The sequence below is a fragment of the Streptomyces sp. NPDC097129 genome, from assembly GCF_055668065.1.
This window is the reverse complement of the sequence record NZ_JBVOQE010000004.1, coordinates 224,352-250,358: the sequence shown is the minus strand read 5'-3', so window position 1 is coordinate 250,358 and position 26,007 is coordinate 224,352. Positions and strand designations below refer to the sequence as shown.

Genomic DNA, 26,007 nt, shown 5'->3' with positions numbered 1-26,007 from the left:
GGATGGCTGGGGCATGCGCAAACTATTTTTTCGACGAGTTCTCATCAGTCGACGATCTCTTCTCCCGCACCGCGCTCACCCGGGTCGCGGCCTGCGCAGATGGCCAGGACGTCGGCGCCGTAGCGGCCCAACTTGCGGGCGCCCACGCCGGGGATGCGCGACAGCTCCCGCTCGTCGTCGGGCTCGGCTTCCGCGATCGCCATCAGCGTGCGGTCGGTGAAGACGCAGAACGCCGGCTGGCCGCTGAGCCGGGCCTGTTCCGCGCGCCAGTCACGCAGCCGCTCGTACAGGCCCTCGTCCATGTCGGAGGGGCAGTCCTCGCAGCGCATCAGTTTCATCTCACCGGCGTCGGTGAGGGTGCGCCCGCAGACCCGGCAGCGGGCCGGGGTGCGCACTCTGCGCCGCGGGGCGGCGGGCTCGGCGGCCGTACGGCCGCCGCTGCTGCCGAAGCCGCGCTCCACGCCGCCCGCGCCTCCGGCGCCGCCACGGCCGGCGGCGCCCAAGGAGCCGGGGCGCAGTCCGCTCAGGAACCGGCTGGGGCGCCGGCTGGGACGCCCGCCGGGCGAACGGGACAGTGCCCAGGAGACGTACAGCCGCTCGCGTGCGCGGGTGACGCCGACGTAGAGCAGCCGGCGCTCCTCCTCGATCTGCTCGTCGGTGCGCGCGTAGGTGATCGGCATCATGCCCTCGGCGACGCCGACCAGGAACACGGCGTCCCACTCCAGGCCCTTCGCGGAGTGCAGGGAGGCGAGCGTGACGCCCTGCACGGTCGGGGCGTGCTGGGCGTTGGCCCGCTCGTCCAGTTCGGCGACGAGGTCGGCGAGAGTGGCGCCGGAGCTGGCGGCGGCGAAGTCCTGGGCGAGGCGGACCAGGGCGGCCAGCGACTCCCAGCGCTCGCGGACCGCGCCGGAGCCGGCCGGGGGGTGCGGCGTCCAGCCCTCGCCGGAGAGCACGGCCCGCACCTGGGAGGGCAGGTCGACGGCCTCGTCGAGGGCGGAGTCGTTCCCGCCGAAGCGGGCGGCGCCGCGCAGGGCCATGCCCGCCTTGCGCACCTCGGGCCGGTCGAAGAACCGCTCGGCCCCGCGCAGCTGGTAGGGCACGCCCGCGTCGGCGAGGGCCTGTTCGTAGGTCTCGGACTGGGCGTTGGTGCGGAACAGGACGGCGATCTCGCTCGCCGGGACGCCGGCGTCGAGCAGCTCGCGGATGCGGCGTGCGCAGCCCTCGGCCTCGGCGGGCTCGTCGCTGTACTCGGTGAAGGCCGGCTCCTGGCCCGGCGCCCGCTGGGAGACCAGTTCCAGGCGGTGGTCGGCGGCGCGGCCGCTGGCCTGGGCGAGCAGGCCGTTGGCGAGGTGGACGATCTGCGGGGTGGAGCGGTAGTCGCGCACCAGCTTGACCACGGTGGCCCCGGGGTGGCGCGTACGGAAGTCGAGCAGGTGGTCGGGGGTGGCGCCGGTGAAGGAGTAGATGGTCTGGCTGGCGTCGCCGACGACGCACAGGGAGTCCCGCTCGCCGAGCCACAGCTCCAGCAGGCGCTGCTGAAGGGGGCTGACGTCCTGGTACTCGTCGACGACGAAGTGCTGGTACTGGGCGCGGACCTGCTCGGCGATGTCGTGCCGGTCCTGCAGGACGGCGACGGTCAGCAGCAGCACGTCCTCGAAGTCGATCAGGGCGCGCTGCCGTTTGAGGTCCTCGTAGGCGGCGTACAGCTGGGCGATCTCGGCCGGGTCGCGAGGCGTGTCACGGCCGGCCTTGGCGGCGGCGAGCGCGTAGTCGGCGGGGACGGTCTGGGTGACCTTGGACCACTCGATCTCGGCGGTGGCGTCGCGCAGCTCGCCGCGGTCGAGGCGGAGGCGGCAGGCGGCCGCCGCGTCGGCGACGAGCTGGATCTTGCGGTCGACGAGCCGGGGCATGGAGCCACCGATCGCTTTCGGCCAGAAGTACTGCAGCTGCCGCAGGGCGGCTGAGTGGAACGTGCGCGCCTGCACGCCCTGCGCGCCGAGCTGGCGGAGCCGGCCGCGCATCTCTCCCGCGGCCCGGTTGGTGAAGGTGACGGCGAGCACGCTGGACGGCTGGAGGATGCCGGCCCGCACTCCGTAGGCGATGCGGTGGGTGATCGCCCGCGTCTTGCCCGTCCCGGCTCCCGCCAGCACGCACACCGGCCCGTGCAGGGAGGTCGCCACCTCGCGCTGCTCCGGGTCGAGCCCTTCGAGCACCGCGTCGGCCGAGTCCGGTGCCTGCGGGAAGAGGGAGGAGTGCGTTGCTGCTGTCACATGGCCATGCTGCCAGGTCGTCCGGGACGGAAGCGGCGGTTGTCCACAGGGAGGGCCCGCGATCCTATTAATGCGACAGGTGTCACGCCGGCCGGTGCGACCGGGGTCACCCTCGCGTCGATACCGGTCGTGGGAATGGTGGCCCATTCACGTACGTTCTCCTCTCAGCGAGCACCTGATCCCGAGCCGCCGAAGGAGCACGACGACATGCTGGGCACTGTGACGATGTACAGCACCACCTGGTGCGGCTACTGCCGCCGGCTGAAGAGCCAGCTGGAGCGCGAGGGCATCGCGTACACCGAGATCAACATCGAGCAGGACCCGGAGTCCGCGGCCTTCGTGGAGAAGGCGAATGGCGGAAACCAGACGGTGCCGACGGTGCTCTTCCCGGACGGTTCGACGCTGACGAACCCGTCGCTGGCGCAGGTGAAGCAGAAGATCGGCGCGTAAGCGGTCCGTCGCGCGGTAGCGACGACACACGAAAGGGGTGGCTGTCCCGGTGCGGGACGGCCACCCCTTTCGTCATGCCGGTCGTGCGTCACACGCTCCGCGTCGGCAGCGGCCTGCCGTACCACAGCTCGATCAGGCGGGCGGCGATGGAGATGCCGTAAGGGGGCATGACCTCGCCCGCATCGAAGGCGGCCGACAGCTCGTCGCGGGAGAACCAGCGGGCCTCGTGGATCTCGTCGCCGTCGACTTCGATGGCGGTCGAGGTGGCGCGGGCCATGAAGCCGAGCATCAGGCTGGACGGGAACGGCCAGGGCTGGCTGGCGACGTACTCCACGGGCCCGACGCTGACGCCGACCTCCTCGTGGACCTCACGGCGCACGGCGTGCTCTATGGACTCGCCGGGCTCGACGAAGCCGGCCAGTGTGGAGAAGCGGCCCTCGGGCCAGTGCACCTGCCGGCCGAGCAGGATGCGGTCCTCCTCGTCGGTGACCGCCATGATCACGGCCGGGTCGGTGCGCGGGTAGTGCTCGGCGCCGCAGGCCTGGCAGCGGCGGATGTGCCCGGCGGCCGCGATGACCGTGCGCTCGCCGCAGCGCGAGCAGAAGCGGTGGGTGCGCTGCCAGTTCTCCAGGCCGACGGCGTGCACCATCAGGCCCGCGTCGCGCGGGGAGAGCAGCAGCCCGGCCTCGCGCAGGCCGGCCGGGCGCGCGGACTGGTCGATCCTCCCGGGCAGCGCGTCCTTCTGCAGGGCGAAGTAGCTGACGCCGTCCTCGTCGATGCCGAGGAAATAGCGGTGGGCCTCGGTGAGGGGAGCCTCGAACGAGGGCGTCATGACGAGCTCGGTGCGCCCGTCGGGCGTCTCGTCGATGAGGACCTGGCCGCCGGAGACCACGAAACAGCGCGTCGAGGGGTGGCTCCACGCCGCCGCGAGCCAGGCCTCGTCGAGCCGGTGGTGGGCGGCCCGGTCGATGCCGCTGGGCGCGGTGAGCGAGATGGGTCGGTCGGCGGTGCGGTCGGTCCAGGTGGTCACGGGTGCTTCCAACTCCCCCGGTGGAACGGTTTGGGTCGGCGGGTGGTTCAGCGGCTGGTACGGCATGCGGCGACCGGGTCCGGGCGGGCTCGGCGGGCGGTCCTTACAGTGTGCCCCGGGCGCGAGGGCGCCCGGTCGGGTGCGTCGGAGTCAGGGCGCATCGCGCAGGCCGTCCGCGAGCTCGGCCCACAGGTACGCGCTGGTTTCGACGCCTTTGAGGAGCAGGTCCAGCTCGACCTTCTCGTTCGGGGCGTGCCAGCCGTCGGACGGGACGGAGATGCCGAGGAACAGCACCGGGGCGCCGAGGACTTCCTGAAGGTCGGCGGCCGGTCCGGAGCCGCCCTCGCGGGTGAAGCGGACGGGCTGCTCGAAGGCGCGGCCCATGGCGCGTACGACGGACTGCAGCGCCGGGTGGTCCAGCGGGGTCAGGCACGGGCGCGTGGCGGCGCCGAAGGTGATCTCCTGGCGGATCCCGGCCGGCACCTGGTCGGCGGCCCAGGCGCGGACCACCTTCTCGATGTGGGCGGGGTCCTGGCCCGCGACCATCCGGAAGGAGAGTTTCACCATGGCCGAGGACGGGATGATCGTCTTGCTGCCGGGGCCCTGGTAGCCGCCGCCGATGCCGTTGACCTCGGCGGTCGGGCGGGCCCAGACGCGCTCCAGGGTGGAGTAGCCCGCCTCGCCGTGGCCGGCGTACGACTTGGCCGTGCCCAGCCAGCGCTGCTCGTCGAAGGGCAGCTCGGCGAACAGTTCGCGCTCGCGGTCGGTCAGCTCGACGACGCCGTCGTAGAAGCCGGGGATCGCCACGCGTGCGTGCTCGTCGTGCAGGGCGGCGACCAGGCGGGCGGCGGCGGTGGCCGGGTTGGGCACGGCACCGCCGAACGAGCCGGAGTGGATGTCCTGGTCCGGGCCGTACAGGCGGATCTCGCACTCGGCGAGGCCGCGCATGCCGGTGCACACGGTCGGGGTGTCCTCGGCCCACATGCCGGTGTCGGAGACGATCACGGCGTCGGCGGCGAGCCGGCCGGCGCGCTCCTCGACCAGGGCGCGGAAGTGCGGCGAGCCGGACTCCTCCTCGCCCTCGATCAGCAGCTTGAGGTGGACGGCCGGGGCGGTGCGGCCGGTCGCGGCCAGGTGGGCGCGCACCCCGAGGGTGTGGAAGAAGACCTGGCCCTTGTCGTCGGCGGCGCCACGCGCGTACAGGCGGCCGTGGCGCACGACCGGCTCGAACGGCTCGCTGTCCCAGCCGTCCTCGCGGGCGGCGGGCTGCACGTCGTGGTGGCCGTAGACGAGGACCGTGGGCGCCTCGGGGTCGTCGCAGGGCCACTCGGCGAAGACGGCGGGCGCTCCGGGGGTCGGCCAGACCTCGGCGGTCGGGAAGCCGGTCTCCGTCAGCTTGGCGGCGAGCCAGTCGGCGCTGCGGCGTACATCGGGCGCGTGGTCGGGCTGGGCCGACACGGACGGGATGCGCAGCCACGCGGACAGGTCGTCGAGGAAGGCGGCGCGATGCTGCTCGATGTACTGGCGGACGGCGCTGTCCGGGGTCTGGCTCATGGTCACGAGCCTATCGGCACCCGCTGACATCCTGGTTGGGCGGTTCGTCACACCTTCACGTGCGCGTTGTGGCCCCGGTGGCAGGTTCCTGAGTGAGGAGCCGCTCCAGCGCGGCGCGGTCGGGCAGATCGTCCGGTCGCACGACCTGCCCGGTGCGCACGTACACGAACGCCGCCGTGACCGATCCCACATCGACGCCCTGCTGCTCGGCCCAGGCCAGCCGGTAGACGGCGAGCTGGAGCGGGTCCGCGTCGCGGTGGCGGCTGGTCTTCCAGTCGACGATCTCGTACGTCGCGTCGTCCCCGTCGCCGTCGCGGTAGACGGCGTCGATGCGGCCGCGGATCACGCGTCCGGCGAGGGACAGCTGGAAGGGCGCCTCCACGCGGTAGGGGGTGCGGTGGGCGTACTCGGTGCGTTCGAAGGCGTCCTTGAGGGACTCCAGGTCGTGTTCGTCGGCGATCTCGGCGTCGCTTCCGGGCAGCTCGTCCGGCTCCAGCAGGGGCAGCTTCAGCGCTTCGAAGCGGGCCTCCACCCACGCGTGGAAGCGGGTGCCCCGGCGGGCGGCCGGCTGCGGCGGACGCGGCATCGGGCGCGCCAGCTCCTGCGCGAAGCCGTCCGGGTCGGCCGCCAGGCGCAGCAGTTGCGAGGCGGTCAGCGACGCAGGCAGGGGTACGTCCGTGACGGCCTCGCGGGCGCGCAGGAGCTCACCGGTGAGGGCGTCGAGGTCGCGGTCCCAGGAGGCGATGACGCGGGCCTCCTCGGGGGTGAGGGGGCCGCCGGGAGCGAGGGGGTCCGGCTCGTCGGCGCGGGGCCGGGTGACGGCGGGCTCGGGCGCTGTGGCCTGGTGGGGCACCGTCGGGCGCTCGGCCGGCCAGGTGTCCCGGTCCGGGCCGTCCGCGAACGGGTCGGGTTCGTCGTACGGCGGCTCCTCGTGGGACAGCGCGTCGTAGGGCGGCTCCTCATGGGACAGCTCGTCGTACGGCGGCTCGTCGTCCTCGGGTGGCGGCGGCCAGTCCGGGTCGCCGAACGTGTCCGGGTCGTGCGTCGCCGTGGTGTCACCGGCGGCGAGCGCGTCGAGGTGGGCGAGGACCGTCTCGGCGGCGGCCCGGCGGCGGGCGAGGGCGGCCTCGTCCAGGGGCAGCGGCCAGGCCTGCTCCGCCCCGGCCCGGTGCAGGGCGGGGTTCTCCGCGCCCTCCTCGGGCTCGTCGGCCCAGGCCTCGATCTCGCCGTGCCCGGCGACGCAGTGCTCGTACAGGGCGAGCAGGAAGTCGGACGGGCCGCGCGGCTTCTTCTGGCTGGGCCCCCACCAGTGGCCGGAGCCGAGCAGCAGGGAGCGGGGGCGGGTGAAGGTGACGTAGCCGAGGCGGAGTTCCTCGGTGTGCTGGTGGTCCTTCATGGCCTCGTGGAAGGCCTTCATGCCGCGCGCGTCCCACGCCTGCACGTCGGGCAGGGTGTCGGCGTCTCCGCGCAGAACGTGCGGCACCACCTTGGCCTGCGCGGTCCACTTCTCGCGCCCCTGCCCGCTGGGGAAGGTGCCGGTGACCAGGCCGGGGACGGCGACGACGTCCCACTCCAGGCCCTTGGACTTGTGCGCGGTGAGCACCTTGACGGTGTCCTCCCCGCCGGGCAGCGCGTTGTCGAGGCCCTTTTCGTACTGGGCGGCGGTGCGCAGGAAGCCGAGGAACGCCAGCAGGGTGGCCTCGCTGTCGTTGGCGGCGAAGGACGCGGCGACGTCGAGGAAGTTGGACAGCGTCTCGCGGCGGCGGGCGGCCAGCGCGTGCGGGGACGCCGACAGCTCGACCTCCAGGCCGGTGACGGCGAGGACCCGGTGCAGGACGTCCATGAGCGGGTCGGACAGGGAGCGGCGCAGGTCGCGCAGTTCGGCGGCGAGGCGGGCGAAGCGCACGCGCGCGTCCGGCGAGAACGGCAGCCCGTCGTCACCCTCCGCCAGGGGCGTCTCCAGGAAGGTGTCGAGGGCGTCCGCGAGCGATATCACCTCCGCCGGGTCCACTCCCTCGACCGCTTCGGCGAGGCGCCGGTCCGGGTCGTCGCCGTCGGCCACGCGCGTGTGGGACACCAGCAGCCGGGCCCGGCGGCCCAGCAGCGCCAGGTCGCGGGCGCCGATGCGCCAGCGCGGGCCGGTGAGCAGACGCACCAGGGCGGCGTTGGCGCCGGGGTCCTGGAGGACCTCGCACACGGCGACCAGGTCGGCGACCTCGGGCAGGTGCAGCAGACCGGACAGGCCGACGACCTCGACAGGGACGTCCCGCGCGACGAGGGCGCCCTGGATCTCGGCGAAGTCGTTCGCCGTGCGGCACAGGACGGCGATCTCGCCGGGCGGGGTGCCGGTGCGCACGAGGTGGGCGATCGACTCGGCGATCCAGTCGATCTCCTCGGCGTGGGTGGGCAGCAGGGCGCAGCGGACCATGCCGTCGCGTTCGGCTCCCGGCGCGGGACGCAGGGCCTGCACGCCCGCGTGCATCGCGCGCAGTGGCTCGGCGAGGTGGTTGGCCAGGTCGAGGAGGCGGCCGCCGCTGCGGCGGTTCTCGCTGAGCGCCTGCCGGGTGGCGGGGCGGCCGTCGGCGCGCGAGAAGTGCTCGGGGAAGTCGTCGAGGTTGGCGACGGAGGCGCCACGCCAGCCGTAGATGGCCTGGCAGGGGTCGCCGACGGCGGTGACCGGGTGCCCGGTGCCGCCGCCGAAGAGGCCGGCGAGCATCACGCGCTGGGCGACGGAGGTGTCCTGGTACTCGTCGAGGAGCACCACGCGGAACTCCTCACGCAGCACGCGGCCCACCTCGGGCAGCTCGCCGAGCTGTGCGGCCAGCGCGATCTGGTCACCGAAGTCGAGCAGGTCCCGTTCGCGTTTGGCGCTGCGGTAGCGCCGGACCAGGTCGGTCAGTTCCCGGCGGGCGGCGGCGGTCTCGGGGACCTTGCGCAGGTCGGCGTTGGAGAGCTTGGCGGCCCGCAGGGTGAGCAGCAGCTCGGCGTCGTGGGCGCGCAGTGCCTCGGGGCGCACGAGGTGTTCGGCGAGTTCGGCGTCGAGGACGAGCAGGTCGCTGACCAGGTCGGGGAAGGAGCGGGTGAGCGCGGGGTAGGGGCCGGGTGCCTCGCGCAGCACGCGCGCGGCGAGCTGGAAGCGGCTGGCGTCGGCGAGCAGCCGGGAGGTGGGCTCCAGGCCGAGGCGCAGGCCGTGGTCGGTCAGCAGGCGGCCGGCGAACGCGTGGTAGGTGGAGATCACCGGCTCGCCGGGGGGGTTGTCCGGGTCGATGAGGTCGGGGTCGGTGACGCCGGCCTTGATCAGCGCCTTGCGGACGCGGTCGGCGAGTTCGCCGGCGGCCTTGTTGGTGAACGTCAGGCCCAGGACCTGTTCGGGGGCGACCTGACCGGTGCCGACCAGCCACACCACGCGCGCCGCCATCACCGTCGTCTTGCCGGACCCGGCGCCGGCCACGATCACCTGCGGGGCGGGCGGCGCGGTGATGCAGGCCGTCTGCTCCGGGGTGAAGGGGATGCCGAGGAGCTCTTTGAGCTGCTCGGGGTCGGTGATGCGTGCGGACACTCGGAAGAGGCTAGCGGCGGCCACTGACAGCGGAGTGCCACCTCACCTTCCGGGGCAGGAGAAGCGCAGGTCAGCAGGGGAGGTGCGGTAGGTCACGCCGCTCACTCGACGACGTGCCGGCCCTCCGGCCGCGCACTGCACGAGGCCCGGAACGCGCAGTGCGTGCAGTGCTGGCCCGCGGTCGGCGCGAACCGTTCGTCGAGCACCTTGCCGGCCGCTGTGGCCAGCAGGTCGCCGACCCACTCCCCCTCCAGCGGCTCCTGCGCCTGCACCTTGGGCAGCGTCTCGCCGCCGTCGCGTTGCGCGGCGCCCTGCCGCAGCTGGACCAGCTCCGCGCCGCCCGGCTCGGGGCGCGCCCCGTCGAAGGCCTCGTCGACGGCGCCCTCGCGGACGGCCAGCTGGTAGACGGCGAGCTGCGGGTGGCGGGTCACCTCGGCGGAGCTGGGGGCCTGCTTGCCGGTCTTGAAGTCGACGACGTAGGCCCGGCCGTCCGCGTCGGCCTCGACGCGGTCCATCTGGCCCCGGATGCGCACCGCGTACTCGCCCGCCTCCAGGGTGACGTCGAAGTCGTGCTCGCTGGCCACCGGGGTGCGGCCGCCGCGGTCCATGACGTGCCACTGCAGGAACCGCTCCAGCGCCACGCGCGCGTTGTCCTTCTCCTGCTGCGACTTCCAGGGCGCGTCGAAGGCGAGCGCGTTCCACACCGTCTCCAGGCGTTCCATCAGCACGGCGAGGTCGGCCGGGGTGTGCCCGGAGGCGACCTCGTCGGCGAGGACGTGGACGACGTTGCCGAAGCCCTGGGCGGCGGTCGCGGGGGCGTCGGCCTTGACCTCGCGGCCCAGGAACCACTGCAGGGCGCAGGTGTTGGCGAGCTGGTCCAGGGCGCTGCCGGACAGCACGACGGGCTGGTCGCGGTCGCGCAGCGGCACCTTGGACTCGGTGGGGTCCCACATGCCCCACCAGCGGTAGGGGTGCGCGGACGGCACCAGGGGGCGGCCGTCCTCGTCGGCGAGCGCGGCGAGGCGGGCCAGGCGCCGGGCGGCGGCCTCCCTCAGGGCGTCCGAGGCCCGCGGGTCGACGGTGGTGGCGCGTAGCTCGGCGACCAGGGCGGCGACCGACAACGGGCGGCGCGGGCGGCCCGTGACGTCCTTCGGCTCGACGCCGAGTTCGGCCAGGAAGCGGGAGGGCTGGTCGCCGTCGTCGGCGGGGGCCTTCACCGCGGTGACGACGAGGCGTTCACGCGCGCGTGTGGCGGCGACGTAGAACAGGCGGCGCTCCTCGGCGAGCAGGGCGGCCGGGGTGAGGGGCTGGGCGAGACCGTCGCGGCCGATGCGGTCGGCCTCCAGCAGGGAGCCGCGGCGGCGCAGGTCCGGCCACAGGCCCTCCTGGACGCCCGCGACGACGACCAGGCGCCACTCCAGGCCCTTGGAGCGGTGCGCGGTCATCAGCCGGACGGCGTCCGTGCGCACCGCGCGCCGGGTGAGGGTGTCGGCGGCGATGTCCTCCGCCTCGATCTGTTCGAGGAAGTTCAGCGCGCCCCGTCCGCCGGTGCGCTCCTCCGCGCGGGCGGCCGTCGCGAACAGCGCGCACACCGCGTCCAGGTCGCGGTCGGCGTTGCGGCCGGCCGCGCCGCCGCGCCGGGCGGCCCGCTCCAGGCGCCCGGGCCACGGCGTGCCCTCCCACAGGTCCCACAGGGCCTCTTCGGTCGTTCCGCCTGAGGCCAGGCGCTCACGCGCCTTGCGCAGCAGCGCGCCGAGGCGCTGGGCGCCACGCGCGTACGTCGGGTCGTGCACGGCGAGGCGTTCCGGCTCGGCGAGGGCGCGGGCGAGCAGGTCGTCGGAGGGCGGCGGCAGCGGGTTGCCGGCGGCGCGCTCCTCCTCACGCAGGGCGCGCCCGAGGCGGCGCAGGTCGGCGGCGTCCATACCGGCGAGCGGGGAGGCGAGCAGGGTGAGGGCGGTGTCGGTGTCGAGCCAGCAGGGGGTGGGGCGGCGCGCGGCGCCGGCCTCCTCGGGGTCGGCGCCGTCCGCTTCGTGGGCGGTGGCTTCCGCCCCGGGTGCGACGATCCCGATCGCCGCGTCGCCGGTGACCTCCGCAACGTCGGCCCCGTCAGCTCCGTCGGCCTCGTCGGCACCCTGCGCTCCATCAGCTCCGTCGGCACCCTGCGCTCCATCAGCCCCGTCGGCTCCCGTGTGCGCCTCCGCCGTGGCCACCGCCCGCAGGGCCGTCAGCAGGGGCGCCACGGCCGGTTCGTGGCGCAGGGGCAGGTCGTCGCCGTCGATGTCCAGCGGGACGCCCGCGGCGGTCAGGGCGCGGCGGACCGCCGGGATGGTCCGCGCGCCCGCGCGCACCAGGACGGCCATGTCGCGCCAGGGGACGCCGTCCTCCAGATGAGCGCGGCGCAGGATGTCGGCGATGTTGTCCAGTTCCGTACCGGACGTCGGGTACGTGTACACCTCGACGCGACCGCCGTCGCGCACCGGCGTCAGCTCACGGTGGGCCCGCACCTTCTCGGCGGGCAGCCGGGTCAGCGGCATCCGCTGGGTGATGAGCCGGGTGGCGGCGAGCAGGCCCGCGCCGGAGCGGCGGGAGGTGCGCAGCACCGCGACGGGAGCGGGGCGGCCGTCCGCGCGCGGGAAGGCGTGCGGGAAGTCGAGGATGCCGTTCACGTCGGCGCCCCGGAAGGCGTAGATCGACTGGTCGGGGTCGCCGAAGGCCACGAGGTCGCGTCCGCCGCCGGCGAGCGCGTGCAGCAGCCGTACCTGCGCCGGGTCGGTGTCCTGGTACTCGTCGACGTACACGGCGTCGTAGCGGGCGGCCAGCTCGCGGGCGACCTCGGGGCGGCTGGCGAGGAGCACCGCGCGGTGGACCAGTTCGGCGTAGTCGAGGACGCCCTGCAGGTCGAGAACGTCGAGGTACTCGGCGAGGAACGCGGCCGCCGCGCGCCAGTCGGGGCGGCCGATGCGGCGGGCGAAGGCGTCCAGGGCGTCGGGCCCGAGTCCGAGTTCCCGGCTGCGGGCGAGGACGGCACGGACCTCGTCGGCGAAGCCGCGCGTGGTCAGGCAGGCGCGCAGCTCGTCCGGCCAGCGCACGTGCGCGAGGCCGAGCTTCTCCAGGTCGATCTCGCCGGCGAGCAGTTCGCGGACGGTGACGTCCTGCTCGGGGCCGGACAGCAGCCGCAGCGGCTCGGCGAACAGTTCGCTGTCCTGATGGGCGCGGACGAGGGCGTAGGAGAAGGAGTGGAAGGTGGTCGCCCGGGGGGCGCGGGCCGCCCCCATGCGCAGCGCCATGCGGTCGCGCAGCTCGACGGCGGCCTTGCGGCTGAACGTCAGCACGAGCACGCGCGCGGGGTCACCGCCGCGGGCGACGCGGGCGGCCACGGACTCGACGAGGGTGGTGGTCTTTCCGGTGCCGGGACCTGCGAGGACGAGCAGCGGGCCGGTGTCGTGGTCAACCACGGCGCGCTGGGCGGCGTCCAGACGAGGGGGGTCCGGACGCTGTGGCGGGGTACGCAGGAGTCGGTAGGCGCCACGGCTCCCCTGACGCACCTGGGGGTGCGTCAGGCGCCTGGTGGAGGAAGAGGAGCTCACGTGGTTCGCCGGTCCTGGTGGGTGTGCTGGGTGTGCGACCACCCGCGCGTGCGCGGTGGTGGCCGCGGGACGAGGGGGACACGCGCAGGCGACGCTACGCCGGGCGGTCGGGCGGAAGCAGGACTTCCGCTTCTTCCCGTCCGACGCTCGCGCCACGCGAGTCCCTCGCCCCTCGAACGTACGTCATGCCACGGCAGTGCCCTCGTTCACCCGTACGGGTCACCGGTCACACCGAGGCGGGCCGCATGGCGGAAGCTGTCAGGTGTGAGCGTCAGCGCGTCCGCCGCCGTCCCACCGCGCGCGTTTCATGTCGAGGCGCGGCAGATGGCCCTGCGCGGCCCGGCTCGCCTCCTTCAGCGGGGTGCCCTCCACGCGGTAGTGGGCGAGCGCCCGCTGCTCGTGGCCCGGCAGCAGCACCCCGTCGGCCCGTACGACGCGCCACCACGGGACGGCGCCGCCGTACAGGGACATCACCCGGCCGACCTGGCGGGGCCCGCCCTCCTCCAGCCACTCGGCGACGTCCCCGTACGTCATGACGCGCCCCGGCGGGATCAGCTCGGCGACCTCGAGGACGCGCTCGGCGTACTCCGGGAGCGCGTCGGCGTCCGCGACGACGTCCGCGGGGCGGGCGGCGGCGTACTCCGGACGGGCGTCGTCCGGCAGGCTCTGCTCGCTCATTCGTCCCATCCTGCACCACCCCACCGACAGCGTGACCGGTTCCACACGGTGGGTGACTCTCGCCCCCGGGCGGTGCTTCGGGCAGACTGTGCGCCCCCGCAGGTGCACCCTGATGCCCGCGTGTGTCGGTGGGGCATGCCACCATCGTGCGGGCGGTGACCGGTGATACGAGATCAAGAAGAGGCGATGAAGCAGCAGGGCGTGCACCCCGGGGACGCGGAGGGCACCTCTGACGCTGCGTCGCGCCCGGGCACCGGCGGCAGCGGCGACCAGGGCGGCGAGCCCGCGAGCCCCGGCACAGACGACGAGCCCACGAACGGCGACCAGCCCGTGCGGCGCGCGAAGGACACGGACGACGCCTCGCGCGGCGGTGACGAGGCAGGTGACGTGACCCATATCGACGAGGTGGAGGGCGACGAACCGCTGCTCCCCGCGCGCGTGCACCGCCCCTCGGACCTGATGCGGCTGGCGGTGGGCGTGCTCGCCGTCGTCGTCCTGCTGGGCATCGCCGCGTTCGCGCACGGCACCACCTCCGGTCTCGAGCAGGACATCAACAAGGGCACCGGACAGGCGCCCGACCTGCTCATCAAGATCGCGGGTCTGGCCTCCAGCATCGCGATCCTGCTGGTGCCCGTCGCGTTCGCGATCGAGCGGCTGATCAAACGGGACGGGCTGCGCATCGCGGACGGCGTCCTCGCGGCCGTCCTCGCGCACGGCGTGACGCTCGCCACGGACCTGTGGGTCGCCAAGGGCGCACCCGGCTCCATCCAGGAGGCGCTCACCCAGCCCTCCCCGGGCGACATCCACGCGCTGACCGACCCGGTGCACGGCTACCTCGCCCCGGTCATCGCGTACATGACCGCCGTCGGCATGTCCCGCAGGCCGCGCTGGCGGGCCGTGCTGTGGATCGTGCTGCTCCTCGACGCCTTCTCGATGCTGGTCACCGGCTACACCACACCGTTCTCGATCATCCTGACGGTGCTCATCGGCTGGACCGTGGCCTACGGCACCCTGTACGCGGTCGGCTCGCCCAATGTCCGCCCCACCGGCCGCACCCTGATGGCGGGCCTGCGGACCGTGGGCTTCCACCCGGTCAGCGCCGCCCGCGAGGAGGCGCCGGAGACCGCCGACAACGGCGACCGCGGCCGGCGCTACTTCGTCACCCTGGAGGACGGCCCGCCGCTGGACGTCACGGTCGTCGACCGCGAGCAGCAGGCCCAGGGCTTCTTCTACCGCGCCTGGCGCAACCTGACCCTGCGCGGCTTCGCCACCCGCAGCAGCCTGCAGTCGCTGCGCCAGGCCCTGGAGCAGGAGGCGCTGCTGGCCTACGCGGCGATCGCCGCCGGCGCCAACGCGCCCAAGCTGATCGCCACCTCCGAGCTCGGACCCGACGCCGTCATGCTCGTCTACGAGCACACCGGCGGACGCACCCTGGACTCCCTGGCCGACGCGGAGATCACCGACGACCTGCTGCTCAACGCCTGGCACCAGGTACGCGCCCTGCAGTCGCGGCGCATCGCCCACCGCAGGCTGGCCGGTGACGCGATTCTGGTGGATCGTTCCGGCAGGGTGATCCTCACCGACCTGCGGGGCGGTGAGATCGCGGCCGGCGATCTGCTGCTGCGCATGGACGTCGCCCAGCTGGTGACCACGCTGGGCCTGCGGGTGGGCGCCGAGCGGGCGGTGGCCTCGGCGGTGAGCGTCCTCGGCCCCGACGCCGTGGCCGACTGCCTGCCGATGCTCCAGCCGATCGCGCTGACCCGCTCCACGCGCGCGACGCTGCGCAGACTGGCACGCGAGCGTGCCCAGCGCGAGCGCGATGCGGTCCTGGAAGCCGCCAAGCACGCCAAGCAGTCCCGCGCCGAGGCCCACGAAGAGGGCGCGACCCCGCCGGACAAGGACGACAAGAAGGCCGTACGGGCGCACGCGCGGGCCGAGAAGCGGGCTGTCGACGAGGCCCTGGAGGAGGCCCGCGAGGAGGCGCGCGAGGAGGATCTGCTCAGCCAGATCCGGCACGAGGTGCTGCTGATCAGGCCGCAGGCGCCGGTCGAGCCCGCCCGGCTGGAACGGGTCCGGCCGCGCACGCTGATCAGCTTCATCGCCGGCGCCATCGGCGCGTACTTCCTGCTCACCCAGCTCACTCACATCGAGGTCGGGCCGCTCATGGCCCATGCCCAGTGGGGCTGGGTGGCCGCGGCCGTGCTGTTCTCCGCGCTGAGCTATGTGGCCGCGGCGATGAGCCTGCTGGGCTTCGTGCCCGAGCGGGTGCCGTTCCCGAGGACGGTGGCCGCGCAGGTCGCCGGGTCCTTCGTGAAGATCGTCGCTCCCCCCGCGGTCGGCGGCGTCGCCCTGAACACGCGCTTCCTGCAGCGCGCCGGGGTGCGGCCGGGGCTCGCGGTGGCGAGCGTGGGCGCCTCGCAGCTGTTCGGGCTCGGCGCGCACATCCTGATGCTGCTGTCGTTCGGCTATCTGACGGGCACCGAGAAGACGCCGTCGCTGTCGCCGTCCCGCACGGTCATCGCCGGTCTGCTGACCGTCGCGGTGCTCGTCCTTGTGGTCACGTCGGTGCCGTTCCTGCGGAAGTTCATCGTCACGCGCGTGCGGTCGCTGTTCGCGGGCGTCATCCCGCGCATGCTGGACGTGCTGCAGCGGCCGCAGAAGCTCGTCACCGGCATCGGCGGCATGCTGCTGCTCACCGCCTGCTTCGTGATGTGCCTGGACGCCTCCATCCGCGCCTTCGGCGGCGGCTCGGCCTCGCTGAGCATCGCCAGCGTCGCCGTCGTCTTCCTGGCCGGCAACGCGCTCGGCTCGGCCGCGCCCACTCCGGGCGGGGTCGGCGCCGTCGAGGCGTCCCTGACCCTCGGCCTGATCGCCGTCGGCCTGCCCAAGGAGGTCGCCGCGCCCTCCGTTCTGCTGTTCCGGCTGCTCACGCTGTGGCTTCCCGTGCTGCCGGGCTGGCTGGCGTTCAACCAGCTCACGCGCAAGGGAGCGCTGTAGGGCCGCGAGGGAGCGCTGCGGGGCCGCCAGGGCCCAGGGCGAGGGAGCGCTGCGGGACCGTAACGGCGGGGCCCGTGGCGGGCCCGTAAGGGCGGGTCCGGGAGGCGAGCCCCACGGCTCCGCGCGGGGACGCCGCCGCTCCTGCGTCCCCCCAACGGCCCGCGCCACGCGCACGTGGGCGCGCGTGACCGCACGATGGGATCATGCCCAACCCCTCCCGGCTGCGCGCCGCCGCCCTGACCGCCACCGCCCTGCTGCTGTCGGCAGCCCTGACAGCCTGCGGTGACGGCAACAAGGACGAGGACCTGACGGATCAGAAGCTGAGCTGGAAGGACTGTCCCGCCCCCTCGCAGGCGGAGGGCGGCGGCAATGCTCCCTCTCCGCTGCCGAACGGCGGCCAGTGGCAGTGCGCGACCATGAAGGCCCCTCTCGACTGGGCCAAACCCAAGGGCGACACCATCGGCATCGCGCTGGTCCGGGCCAAGGCCAGCGGCCCGCAGAACCGGCGCATCGGCTCCCTGATCTTCAACTTCGGCGGGCCCGGCGGCTCCGGCGTGACGACTCTGCCCGCCTTCGGGCAGGACTACGCCACCCTGCGCACCCGCTTCGACCTGGTCAGCTTCGACCCGCGCGGGGTGGGCCGCAGCGCGCCGGTGAAGTGCGAGAACGACGAGCAGCTCGACAGCTACTTCCAGCAGGACGCCACCCCGGACGACACCGCCGAACGCACGACGTACCTCGACAACACGAAGGACTTCAACGCGGCCTGCGAGCACAACTCCAAGCGCGTTCTGCCGCATGTGCGCACCACGGACGCGGCCCGCGACATGGACCTGATGCGCCAGGTCCTCGGCGACGACAAGCTGTACTACTTCGGCATCTCCTACGGCACCGAGCTCGGCGGCGTCTACGCCCACCTGTTCCCGCGGCGCGTCGGGCGGGCCGTCTTCGACGCGGTCGTCGACCCGACACAGAACGCCGAGCAGGGCGCGCTCGGCCAGGCCAAGGGCTTCCAGCTCGCCCTGGACAACTTCGCGAAGGACTGCACCTCCAAGACGGAGGACTGCCCGCTCGGGGACACACCGCAGGCCGTCAAGGACCGCATCGCCAAACTGCTGCGGGACCTCGACCGCAAGCCGATCCCGGGCATCTTCCCGCGCCAGCTGACGCAGACGGCCGCGACCAACGGCATCGCGCAGGCCCTGTACTCCAAGGACTTCTGGGAGTACCTCACCGAGGGCCTCCAGGAGGCCTACAGCGGCAACGGCAGGATCCTCATGGCCCTGTCCGACTCGATGAACGGGCGCAACGAGAACGGCGAGTACAGCAACATCACCGCCGCCAACATCTCCATCAACTGCGCCGACGACAAAGCGCGCTATACCGCCGACTACGTCCAGCAGAAACTGCCCGCCTTCCGGGCTGCCTCGCCGCTGTTCGGCGACTTCCTGGCCTGGTCCATGGTCAGCTGCACCGACTGGGCGGTGCCCGGCGCCGCCGACCATCCCGATGTCAGCGCGCCCGGTTCGGCCCCGATCCTCGTCGTGGGCAACACCGGCGACCCGGCCACGCCGTACGAGGGCGCCCGCAAGATGGTGGACGCACTCGGCAAGGGTGTCGGGGTGGAGCTGACGTACAAGGGGCAGGGCCACGGCGCCTACGACAGCAAGAACAAGTGCGTGCAGTCCGCGGTGAACGGCTACCTGCTGGACGGAAAGGTTCCGCCGGCCGGCACGGTCTGCTCCTGACCGCGCCATACCCCGAACCCCCAGGTCACAGGGTTATCCACAGGCTCCACCGGCTCCGGTCCGATCCACCTACGATGGCCTGACCGCCGTTCGCTGCCCGGTGCGGACGGTTCACGACGGGGGGACAAGGCCATGGCACGTTCGATCCGGTGGGCGGCGCTCACAGCCGCTGCCGCACTGCTGCTGTCCGGCTGCGACGGGGGCTCGTCACCTGGCGACGGCACACCGAAGAGGAGCGCCGCGCGCCCATCGGCGACCGCATCGGGCACGACGACGGGACTGCCGCCCGCGCTCACCGCGCAGAAGCTCGACTGGGGCCGCTGCAAGAGCACCGCCGGCTCCCCCGCGCCGAGCGGCGACTGGCAGTGCGCCACGCTCAAGGCACCGCTGGACTGGTCGCGTCCGGCCGGCCCGACCATCGGCATCGCCCTGATCCGGGCCAAGGCCGACGGCGGCGACCGCATCGGTTCGCTGCTGTTCAACTTCGGCGGCCCGGGCGGCTCCGGCGTGGCCGGCATGCCGTCGTACGCACCGCTCGTCGCGCGGCTGCGTGCCCACTACGACCTGGTCAGCTGGGACCCGCGCGGGGTGGCCGCCAGCGAGGGCGTGCGCTGCCGCGGCGACCGGCAGATCGAGGCCGCCGAGGCGATCGACGCGACTCCGGACACCCCGGCCGAGGAGCGGGCGTTCCTCGCGGACGCCACGGCCTTCGGCAAGGGCTGCCGTCAGGCCGCCGGCGAGCTGATGGGGCACGTGTCCACCACCGACACCGCACGCGACATGGACCTGATGCGCCAGGTCCTCGGCGACGCGAAGATGCACTACTTCGGCATCTCCTACGGCACCGAACTGGGCGGCGTCTACGCCCACCTGTTCCCGCGCACCGTGGGCCGGCTGGTGCTGGACGCGGTGGTCGACCCGAGCGCCGACACCGTGGGCCACGCGGAGAACCAGACCCGGGGCTTCCAGCGGGCCCTGGACGACTACCTCAAGTCCACCGGCCAGGACCCCGAGCAGGGCACCCGCACGATCGCCGACCTGCTGAGCCGCCTGGACACCCGTCCGCTGCCCACCACGTCCGGGCGGAAGCTGACCCAGACCCTCGCGGTGACCGGCATCGTCCTGCCGCTGTACAGCGAGCAGAGCTGGCCGAGTCTGACCAGCGCGCTCGGCGCCGCGGAACGCGGCGACGGCACGGAACTGCTGGCCCTCGCCGACGGCTACAACGAACGCGACGTCTCGGGTCACTACGGCACGTCGTCCCACTCCCAGCGGCTCATATCCTGCCTGGACGAGAAGCAGCGCCCGACGCCGCGCGAGACGAAGCAGCGCCTGGCCTCCTTCACCCGCATCTCGCCGGTCTTCGGCCCCTACCTCGCCTGGGACACGGCCGGCTGGTGCCACGACTGGCCGGTCCCGGGCCAGTACGAGACACCGCAGGTGAGCGCCCCGGGCGCGGCCCCCATCCTGGTCGTGGGCAACACGGGCGACCCGGCCACCCCCTACGAGGGAGCCCGCCACATGGCCGACGAACTCGGCAAGAACGTCGGCGCCCTCCTCACCTGGAAGGGCGAGGGCCACGGCGCGTACGGCAGTGGCAGCGACTGCGTGGACTCGGCGGTGAACGCGTACCTGCTGAAGGGCACGCTGCCGAGAACCGGCACGGTCTGCTCATGAAGACGGCGGGGGCCCCGGGGCGCCGTTGGAGACACCCGGAACCCCCGCCGCTCACAACGGGGTTGCGGCTCAGTACACCGGCTTGTGCGGTTCGATCTGGTTGACCCAGCCGATGACGCCGCCGCCGACGTGGACCGCGTCGGCGAAGCCTGCGGACTTCAGGACCGCGAGGACTTCCGCACTGCGGACACCCGTCTTGCAATGCAGGACGATCTTCTTGTCCTGCGGGAGGCCCTCGAGGGCGGCGCCCATGAGGAACTCGTTCTTCGGGATCAGGCGGGCGCCGGGGATGGAGACGATCTCGTACTCGTTCGGCTCGCGGACGTCGATGATCTCGATGTTCTCGCCGTCGTCGATCCACTCCTTGAGCTGCTTCGGAGTGATCGTGGAGCCGGCGGCCGCCGCCTGGGCCTCCTCGGACACGACGCCGCAGAAGGCCTCGTAGTCGATGAGCTCGGTGACGGTCGGGTTCTCGCCGCAGACCGCGCAGTTGGGGTCCTTGCGGACCTTGACCTGGCGGTAGGTCATCTCCAGGGCGTCGTAGATCATCAGGCGGCCGACCAGCGGCTCGCCGATGCCCGCGAGGAGCTTGATGGCCTCGTTGACCTGGATCGAGCCGATGGACGCGCACAGCACGCCCAGCACGCCGCCCTCGGCGCAGGAGGGGACCATGCCGGGGGGCGGGGGCTCCGGGTAGAGGCAGCGGTAGCAGGGACCGTGCTCGGACCAGAAGACGGAGGCCTGGCCGTCGAAGCGGTAGATCGAACCCCATACGTACGGCTTGTTCAGCAGCACGCACGCGTCGTTGACCAGGTAACGCGTCGCGAAGTTGTCCGTGCCGTCGACGATCAGGTCGTACTGGCTGAAGATGTCCATCACGTTGTCGGCTTCGAGCCGCTCCTCGTGAAGGATCACGTTCACGTACGGGTTGATGCCCTTGACGGTGTCGCGGGCGGACTCCGCCTTCGAGCGGCCGATGTCGGACTGGCTGTGGATGATCTGGCGCTGCAGGTTCGACTCGTCGACCTCGTCGAACTCCACGATGCCGAGCGTGCCGACGCCCGCGGCGGCCAGGTACATCAGCGCCGGCGAGCCCAGGCCGCCGGCGCCCACACAGAGCACCTTGGCGTTCTTCAGCCGCTTCTGCCCGTCCATCCCCACGTCGGGGATGATCAGGTGGCGGGAGTACCGGCGGACCTCGTCTACGGTGAGCTCGGCTGCTGGCTCGACCAGGGGTGGCAACGACACGGGGACTCCGTTGGTCGGTCAATCACTACGGTTGTTCTCCCCGTAACAGTGCCATGGCCTTTTTCATTCCGAGACACCTGTTCCGATACGCGAGACGATGTCGTCCCAGAAGCCGGGCATCGTCGTCCACACGTCGGTGCTGTCGCGGCCCCGGCCGGCGGCTGCTGTGCGGTCGGTGAACCAGATCGTGGCCGCGCCGTGCCAGCGCGAGATGCGCAGTGCCTCCTCCAGGTGCGGGTGCGGCACGCCGTGCACGAAGTGGCAGAACCGCTCCGGCGGGTAGTCCGCGGTCCACTCGGCCGCCTGCGACCAGCGGTACTCGCTCCAGGCGCCGCTGAAGGTCACCAACTGGTCGGCGCTCTCGGCGTAGCCGGGGTACGGGTGGGTGCCGTGGTCCAGGACGATGTGAGCGTCGTCACGCCGGGCGCGCAGCGCGGAGACCGTGCGGCGCACCGCCGGGAGGTCGGCGCGGTCGGAGGGGCAGTGGTGCAGCAGGAAGCCGTCGACCTGGTACCAGTCGAGGTAACGCTCGGCCTCCCCGAGCGGGTCGCCGGCCGCGCGTGCGGCGTCCAGCCGGCCCAGGACGCGCACGCCCGCGTTGCGCAGCCGGCCGGCGGCCTGAAGGCAGTGCGGGTCAGGGCGAGCGCCGGGGCCGTCGGCGACGTCGAGGACGACCCAGTGCAGCGGCGTGCCGGGCCGGGTGAGCTCGCCCCACTCGGCCGGCGCGAGCAGGGGGTGACCGAGGCCCGGGATGCCGAGGCCGGTGCGCAGACCCGTGCCGGCGGTGCTCGCTGTCGTGCTGGTCAGATGCGGCATGCCGCCTCCATCCAGATGTCCGCGAGGGATTCCTCGAGGTTGATGCGCGGCCGCCAGCCCAGCCGGTCCCGCGCGGTGCGCACGTCGGCCTGCTGCCAGCTGCCGCACCCGTCGGGGTACGGGTACACCACCGGGGTCACGTGGTCGGAGTCGGCACGCGGGTGGCCGATCGTCGGCCTGAGCGCGCCGGGCGGGCCGTCCAGCTCGTGCAGCGCGCCGCCGTATCCGGCCACGCGGGCGAGGGTCGCGGCGGCGTCGCGCAGCCGTACGGCGCGGCCCGAGCCGATGTTGATGACGCCCTGCGCGGCCGACAGCGAGGCGGCGTGCACGGCGCGGGCGACGTCGCGGACGTCGATGAAGTCGCGCTGTGCGCCGAGGCCGCCGAGTTTCAGCTCGCCGTCGCCGGACTGCATGGCGCGCCGCATGGCCTCCGCCAGCCGGCCGAGCGGGGAGCCGGCCGGGGTGCCTGGCCCGGCGGGCGAGAACACCCGCAGGACGACGGCGTCCAGGCCGGAGCCGAGAACCAGCTCGGTCGCGGCGAGCTTGCTGACGCCGTACGGGCCGCCGGGGCGCGGCACGGCGTCCTCGGCGGTGGAGGAGCCGGGCTGGCTGGGGCCGTACTCGGCGCCGCAGCCGATCTGCACCAGGCGGGCGCCGCAGCCGCTGCGCCGCAGGGCCTCGCAGACGGTGGCGACGGCGACCGTGTTGTGCCGGGTCAGGTCGCGGGCGCCGCCGCGGGTGGCACCGGCGCAGTTGATGACGACTCCGGGGTGGACGGCGTCGAGGAAGCGGGTGAGCGCGCCCGGGCTGCCGCTGGCGAGGTCGAAACGGACGTCGGCGTCGTCACCGCGGCCGAGCGCGGTGAGCTGGACGGCCGGGTCGGCGAGCAGGCGGTCGGCGACGAAGCGGCCGAGGAAGCCGTTGGCTCCGATCAGCAGGACCCTCATCGGGCGGCTCCCCGGGCCGAGTCCTCACGGGAGGTGATCATCTGGTCTTCTCCTTCGGGGTGTTGCGGTGGGGTGCGGCCCGGTGGGGGGTGGGCTGCCGGCGGTTCACCGGTGGTGCTCCGCTCATGCGTGGGCCGAGGCCCGGGTGAGGGTGCGGGTCGCGTGGATCAGCAAAGTCAGTGCGGCCGCCCCGCACAGCACGGCGGGGACGGCGCCGGGGCCCAGGGCGTCGACGAGGGCCTCGACCGGGGTGGCCAGGGCGCCGCAGCCTGGCAGGCGGGCGGTGAAGACCACGGCCACCACGGCGGCCTCGCAGGCGGAGGTGACGGCGAGGACGAGTCCGGGGGCGCGCGTGGCGCCATGCGTGGTCAGGAGGCGGGCGAGCAGCAGGAGCGCGCCGAGGGTGAGCGCCTGCGCGTACTCGGCGTTCTCGCCCAGGACGGCCGCGCACAGAGCGAGCAGAACGGTGAGCGCGGCGAGGAACAGTGCGAAGACGCCGAGCAGCACGGGCCGTACGGCATCGGCGAACTCTTCCAGGCCGCGGCTGGCGGCGAGGGCGCGGCGTGCGCCGGCGGCCAGGAGGTGGGCGCACCAGGCGGCGGGGGCGCAGGCGAGGGCGAGCGCCAGGACGGGGGCGGCGGCGAGCGGCCAGGCACCGGTGGCGGTGCCGTCGGGCAGACCGTCGGGGCCTCCGCTGAGGGCGGCCGACAACAGGGCGTCGCCCAGGGCGGCGTAGGCGAGCAGCCAGCAGGTCCAGGTGCGGGTGCCCGCGGGGCGCGCGCCCGGGTGGGAGTTCCGCGGGGCGCTGAGCGGGCCCCGGCGCAGGACGGCCCGCAGCCCGGCGGCCACGGCGAGGAGGCCGGCCAGGACGACGAACAGGCGGGTGCGGCCGTCGGTGAGGCGCAGGCCGGCCACGGTCGCGGCGCACAGGGTGCCGGGCAGCAGGGAGAGCAGCAGCCAGGCCGTGCGCGGCCGCTCGCCGGCGGTGGCGTCCGCGGAGGGTGCGGGGATGTCGTCGGTGCGGGGCACGCGTGCGTACATCTCTTCCGCGAGGGAGAAGACGTCCCGGTGGCGGAAGCGTGCGGCGGTGCGGTCGGTGACGCCGTGCGCCTCCAGACCGGCGGCGATCTCCAGAGCGTCGACGGCCCGCTCGCACAGCTCCCGGTGCCGGTGCATGAGGGCCTTCACCGGGTCCACGGCCCCCCGCCGGGGGGCGGGGGGCTTGCGGTCGGCGGAGGCGGCGGAGGTCGCAGCGGCCAGGGGACGGGACGACGGGGCATCCCCAGGCCCGGGCACAGCGTCGGCCCCACGAGCGCCGTCGACGGCTGCCCCAGCCCCGTGCACAGCATCGCCTGCTCCCCCAGCCCCGTACCCGGCATCGCCTGATCCCCCGGCCCCGCGGGTGGCGTCGGCGGCTTCCCCGGCCCCACGCGCGCCGTCGACGGCGCGCCCGGGCCCGCCACGTCGCGTGCCGTCGGCGGAGGTCGCCTCGTCCAGCAGTTGCGCCGAGCGCGCGTCCCACGCGCCCGGACTGCTGGGCATGACCGGGAGGTCGAGCTCTTCCGGACCGCTCATCGCACGCCCTCCCCCGCCGGGACGGCCACGGTGCCGGCCCCGGCCGCCGCACGTACCGGTGCCGTCGCCCAGCCCGGGCCGCCGCGGGCCACCACCCCGGCGCCGGAGTCGGTCCAGCGGCCCGGCACGTGGGCCTCGGCCGGGACGCCGAAGGGCAGCGGCTCGCCAGTGTGGTCGAGGACGACGCGGTTGACCGGGCAGCGGGAGACGAGCTCCAGGTAAATGCCGTGAAATGCCGCGACGTTCTGCTCGACGGTGAACAGTTCCAGCGCACGCGCGCGTGCGGCCGCGCCCAGGCGCGCACGGCGCTCGGGGTCACGCAGCAGCGCCACGCACGCTTCGGCGAGCGCCCGCGGATTGCGGGGCGGCACGACGAGACCGGTGCCGCCGATGACCTCCACGACCGCGCCGACGTCCGTGGAGACGGTCGCGCGGGCGCAGAACATGGCTTCGACGAGCCCGATCGGGAAGCCCTCGACGACGCTGGACAGCACGACGACCGCGCCCGCGGCGTAGGCGTCCGCGAGGGTGGGCAGCTCGGGGCCGCCGATCTCCTCGAAGGAGACGGGGTTGTCGCCGACCGCGTGCAGTCCGTCGGCCTCGTCCGGGAAGAGCTGGGCGGCGAGCGCCCTGCAGTGCGCCAGGTACGCCTCGCCCTCGGCACCGGCCGCCGGGCCGACGATCCGCAGACGCGCGCCGGGCTCCTCCTTGCGGACCTCGGCGAAGGCGTGCAGCAGCGACACCAGGTCCTTGGCCGGTTCGATCCGGCCGACCCACACGAGCGTGCCGGGGTCGGCGGCGTCCGGCGCCTCGCCCACCTCGGCGAAGCGGCTCGCGTCCATGCCCGGGTAGACCGTGCGCAGTTTGTCCCGGTCGGCGCCGCAGCGTTCCTGCCAGCGGCGGGCGTGCGCGTTGCCGGGGGTGACGCAGGCGGCCCGGCGGTAGACCTCGGTGGCGAGCCGCCCGTGGAAGGCGGCGAGCAGGGCGCGTACGGCGGGCGCGGCCTCCGGGTCGGCGCCGTGCGCCAGGTAGTGGCTGCGCAGCCGGACGCCGTACTCGGTCACCAGCAGGGGTACGCCGAAGAAGTGGCCGGCGAGCAGGCCGGGAAGGGCGGCCGGGCCGCCGGAGGCGGCGTGGCACAGGTCGGCCGAGCCGAGTCCGGCGTCGTCGTACCAGTCGAGCGAGAGGGGGCGCAGAGCGCTTTCCAGACGGGCGGCGAAGGTGAGGAGGTCCGGCACGCGTGCGTCCCGCGCGGTGCGCAGTGCGCCGGGCGCGCGACAGGCGCGTTCCAGGGCGCGTACCGCCCCTTCCGAGCGGAGCGCCCCCACCAGTCCGCCCTCGTCGCGGGCGAGTTCGGCGAGGCCGTACAGCGCGTTGCTGAAACGGTCCGCCTCAGGGGCGTGGTCCGCCTCGGGGGCGTGCGCGGGGGCGGCGGAGGGCTCGGCGCAGATCGCGGCAACCAGCTCGCCGTAGAACTCGGCGAACCGGCGCCGGGCGCGGCGCCCGTGGCTCACGCCGTCGTCCTCGGCCGTCCACAGCGGGGCCGTGCGCACCCTGCTGACCTGCGGCGGCAGCGGAACCCAGCCCGCGTCCTGCTCACACCGGCTGCGGCTGAGCGCGTAGACGTCGAACTCGTACTGCCCGAGCCCGCGCACGAGCCGGTCGCACCACGGCCCGGCGTCACTGCTCAGAAACGGGTAGCCACCTTCCGTGACCAGTCCGATCCGCACGCGTACACCCCCGATCTCCGTGTGGGGAGCCGCCGTTGGCCCGGCGGCTCGCAGCGGGACGAACGTAAGGGGACAAGGCGGTGGTGCGATGGACGGTTGTCCGTCGCGCCACCAAAAGGGGTGAACGGTCGTAACTTTCCC

Annotated in this window: 15 protein-coding genes; 4 read left to right on the top strand and 11 right to left on the bottom strand. The window is 73.8% G+C overall.

Annotated features, from left to right (window positions below):
* Window positions 1-44: 44 nt before the first annotated feature.
* Window positions 45-2,270, bottom strand: a complete 2,226-nt coding sequence (locus AC0B9F_RS14925) for an ATP-dependent DNA helicase UvrD2 (protein ID WP_472002540.1) — start codon at window positions 2,268-2,270, stop codon at window positions 45-47.
* Between the two features lie 207 nt (window positions 2,271-2,477).
* Here AC0B9F_RS14925 and AC0B9F_RS14920 point away from each other — a divergent pair, with 207 nt between their 5' ends.
* Complete coding sequence (locus AC0B9F_RS14920; protein ID WP_472002538.1) at window positions 2,478-2,720, top strand: mycoredoxin; 243 nt, start codon at window positions 2,478-2,480, stop codon at window positions 2,718-2,720.
* Between the two features lie 88 nt (window positions 2,721-2,808).
* On the opposite strand, the gene nudC is transcribed toward AC0B9F_RS14920, so the two are convergent.
* The 5 genes from nudC to AC0B9F_RS14895 all read right to left on the bottom strand — a co-directional run bounded on the left by nudC (window position 2,809) and on the right by AC0B9F_RS14895 (window position 13,128).
* Window positions 2,809-3,750 carry an NAD(+) diphosphatase gene (nudC, locus tag AC0B9F_RS14915; RefSeq protein WP_472002537.1) on the bottom strand — a complete coding sequence of 314 codons (942 nt, stop codon included), beginning with the start codon at window positions 3,748-3,750 and terminating at the stop codon, window positions 2,809-2,811.
* A gap of 150 nt (window positions 3,751-3,900) precedes the next feature.
* Window positions 3,901-5,304 (bottom strand): dipeptidase, encoded by a 1,404-nt coding sequence (locus AC0B9F_RS14910; RefSeq protein ID WP_472002535.1) that lies wholly within the window; start codon window positions 5,302-5,304, stop codon window positions 3,901-3,903.
* A 55-nt stretch (window positions 5,305-5,359) separates the two neighbouring features.
* On the bottom strand, window positions 5,360-8,863 hold the full coding sequence (locus tag AC0B9F_RS14905) for an ATP-dependent helicase (protein ID WP_472002533.1): 3,504 nt from the start codon (window positions 8,861-8,863) through the stop codon (window positions 5,360-5,362).
* Window positions 8,864-8,964: 101 nt separating this feature from the next.
* Window positions 8,965-12,450, bottom strand: coding sequence for a UvrD-helicase domain-containing protein (locus tag AC0B9F_RS14900; RefSeq protein WP_472002531.1), 3,486 nt, complete (start codon window positions 12,448-12,450; stop codon window positions 8,965-8,967).
* A gap of 258 nt (window positions 12,451-12,708) precedes the next feature.
* Window positions 12,709-13,128, bottom strand: coding sequence for an MGMT family protein (locus AC0B9F_RS14895; protein ID WP_472002529.1), 420 nt, complete (start codon window positions 13,126-13,128; stop codon window positions 12,709-12,711).
* Window positions 13,129-13,314: 186 nt separating this feature from the next.
* On the opposite strand from AC0B9F_RS14895, the gene AC0B9F_RS14890 reads away from it, so the two are divergent.
* The 3 genes from AC0B9F_RS14890 (at window position 13,315) to AC0B9F_RS14880 (ending at window position 19,550) form a co-directional block, all read left to right on the top strand.
* Complete coding sequence (locus AC0B9F_RS14890; protein ID WP_472002527.1) at window positions 13,315-16,125, top strand: lysylphosphatidylglycerol synthase transmembrane domain-containing protein; 2,811 nt, start codon at window positions 13,315-13,317, stop codon at window positions 16,123-16,125.
* 203 nt (window positions 16,126-16,328) lie between these two features.
* Complete coding sequence (locus tag AC0B9F_RS14885) at window positions 16,329-17,873, top strand: alpha/beta hydrolase (protein ID WP_472002525.1); 1,545 nt, start codon at window positions 16,329-16,331, stop codon at window positions 17,871-17,873.
* Between the two features lie 132 nt (window positions 17,874-18,005).
* On the top strand, window positions 18,006-19,550 hold the full coding sequence (locus AC0B9F_RS14880; protein WP_472002523.1) for an alpha/beta hydrolase: 1,545 nt from the start codon (window positions 18,006-18,008) through the stop codon (window positions 19,548-19,550).
* Between the two features lie 69 nt (window positions 19,551-19,619).
* On the opposite strand, the gene moeZ is transcribed toward AC0B9F_RS14880, so the two are convergent.
* The 5 genes from moeZ to AC0B9F_RS14855 form a co-directional block, all read right to left on the bottom strand.
* Window positions 19,620-20,798, bottom strand: a complete 1,179-nt coding sequence (moeZ, locus tag AC0B9F_RS14875; RefSeq protein WP_472002521.1) for an adenylyltransferase/sulfurtransferase MoeZ — start codon at window positions 20,796-20,798, stop codon at window positions 19,620-19,622.
* Between the two features lie 63 nt (window positions 20,799-20,861).
* Window positions 20,862-21,614, bottom strand: a complete 753-nt coding sequence (locus AC0B9F_RS14870) for a spherulation-specific family 4 protein (protein WP_472002519.1) — start codon at window positions 21,612-21,614, stop codon at window positions 20,862-20,864.
* Window positions 21,602-22,561, bottom strand: coding sequence for an NAD-dependent epimerase/dehydratase family protein (locus tag AC0B9F_RS14865; protein WP_472002517.1), 960 nt, complete (start codon window positions 22,559-22,561; stop codon window positions 21,602-21,604). The genes AC0B9F_RS14870 and AC0B9F_RS14865 overlap by 13 nt, the downstream gene beginning before the upstream one ends.
* A 123-nt stretch (window positions 22,562-22,684) precedes the next feature.
* Window positions 22,685-24,136: a hypothetical protein gene (locus tag AC0B9F_RS14860; protein WP_472002515.1), complete on the bottom strand. Its 1,452-nt coding sequence runs from the start codon at window positions 24,134-24,136 to the stop codon at window positions 22,685-22,687.
* Entirely contained in the window at window positions 24,133-25,866 is a 1,734-nt protein-coding gene (locus AC0B9F_RS14855; protein ID WP_472002513.1) for a DUF3492 domain-containing protein, read from the bottom strand. The genes AC0B9F_RS14860 and AC0B9F_RS14855 overlap by 4 nt, the downstream gene beginning before the upstream one ends.
* Window positions 25,867-26,007: the final 141 nt, after the last annotated feature.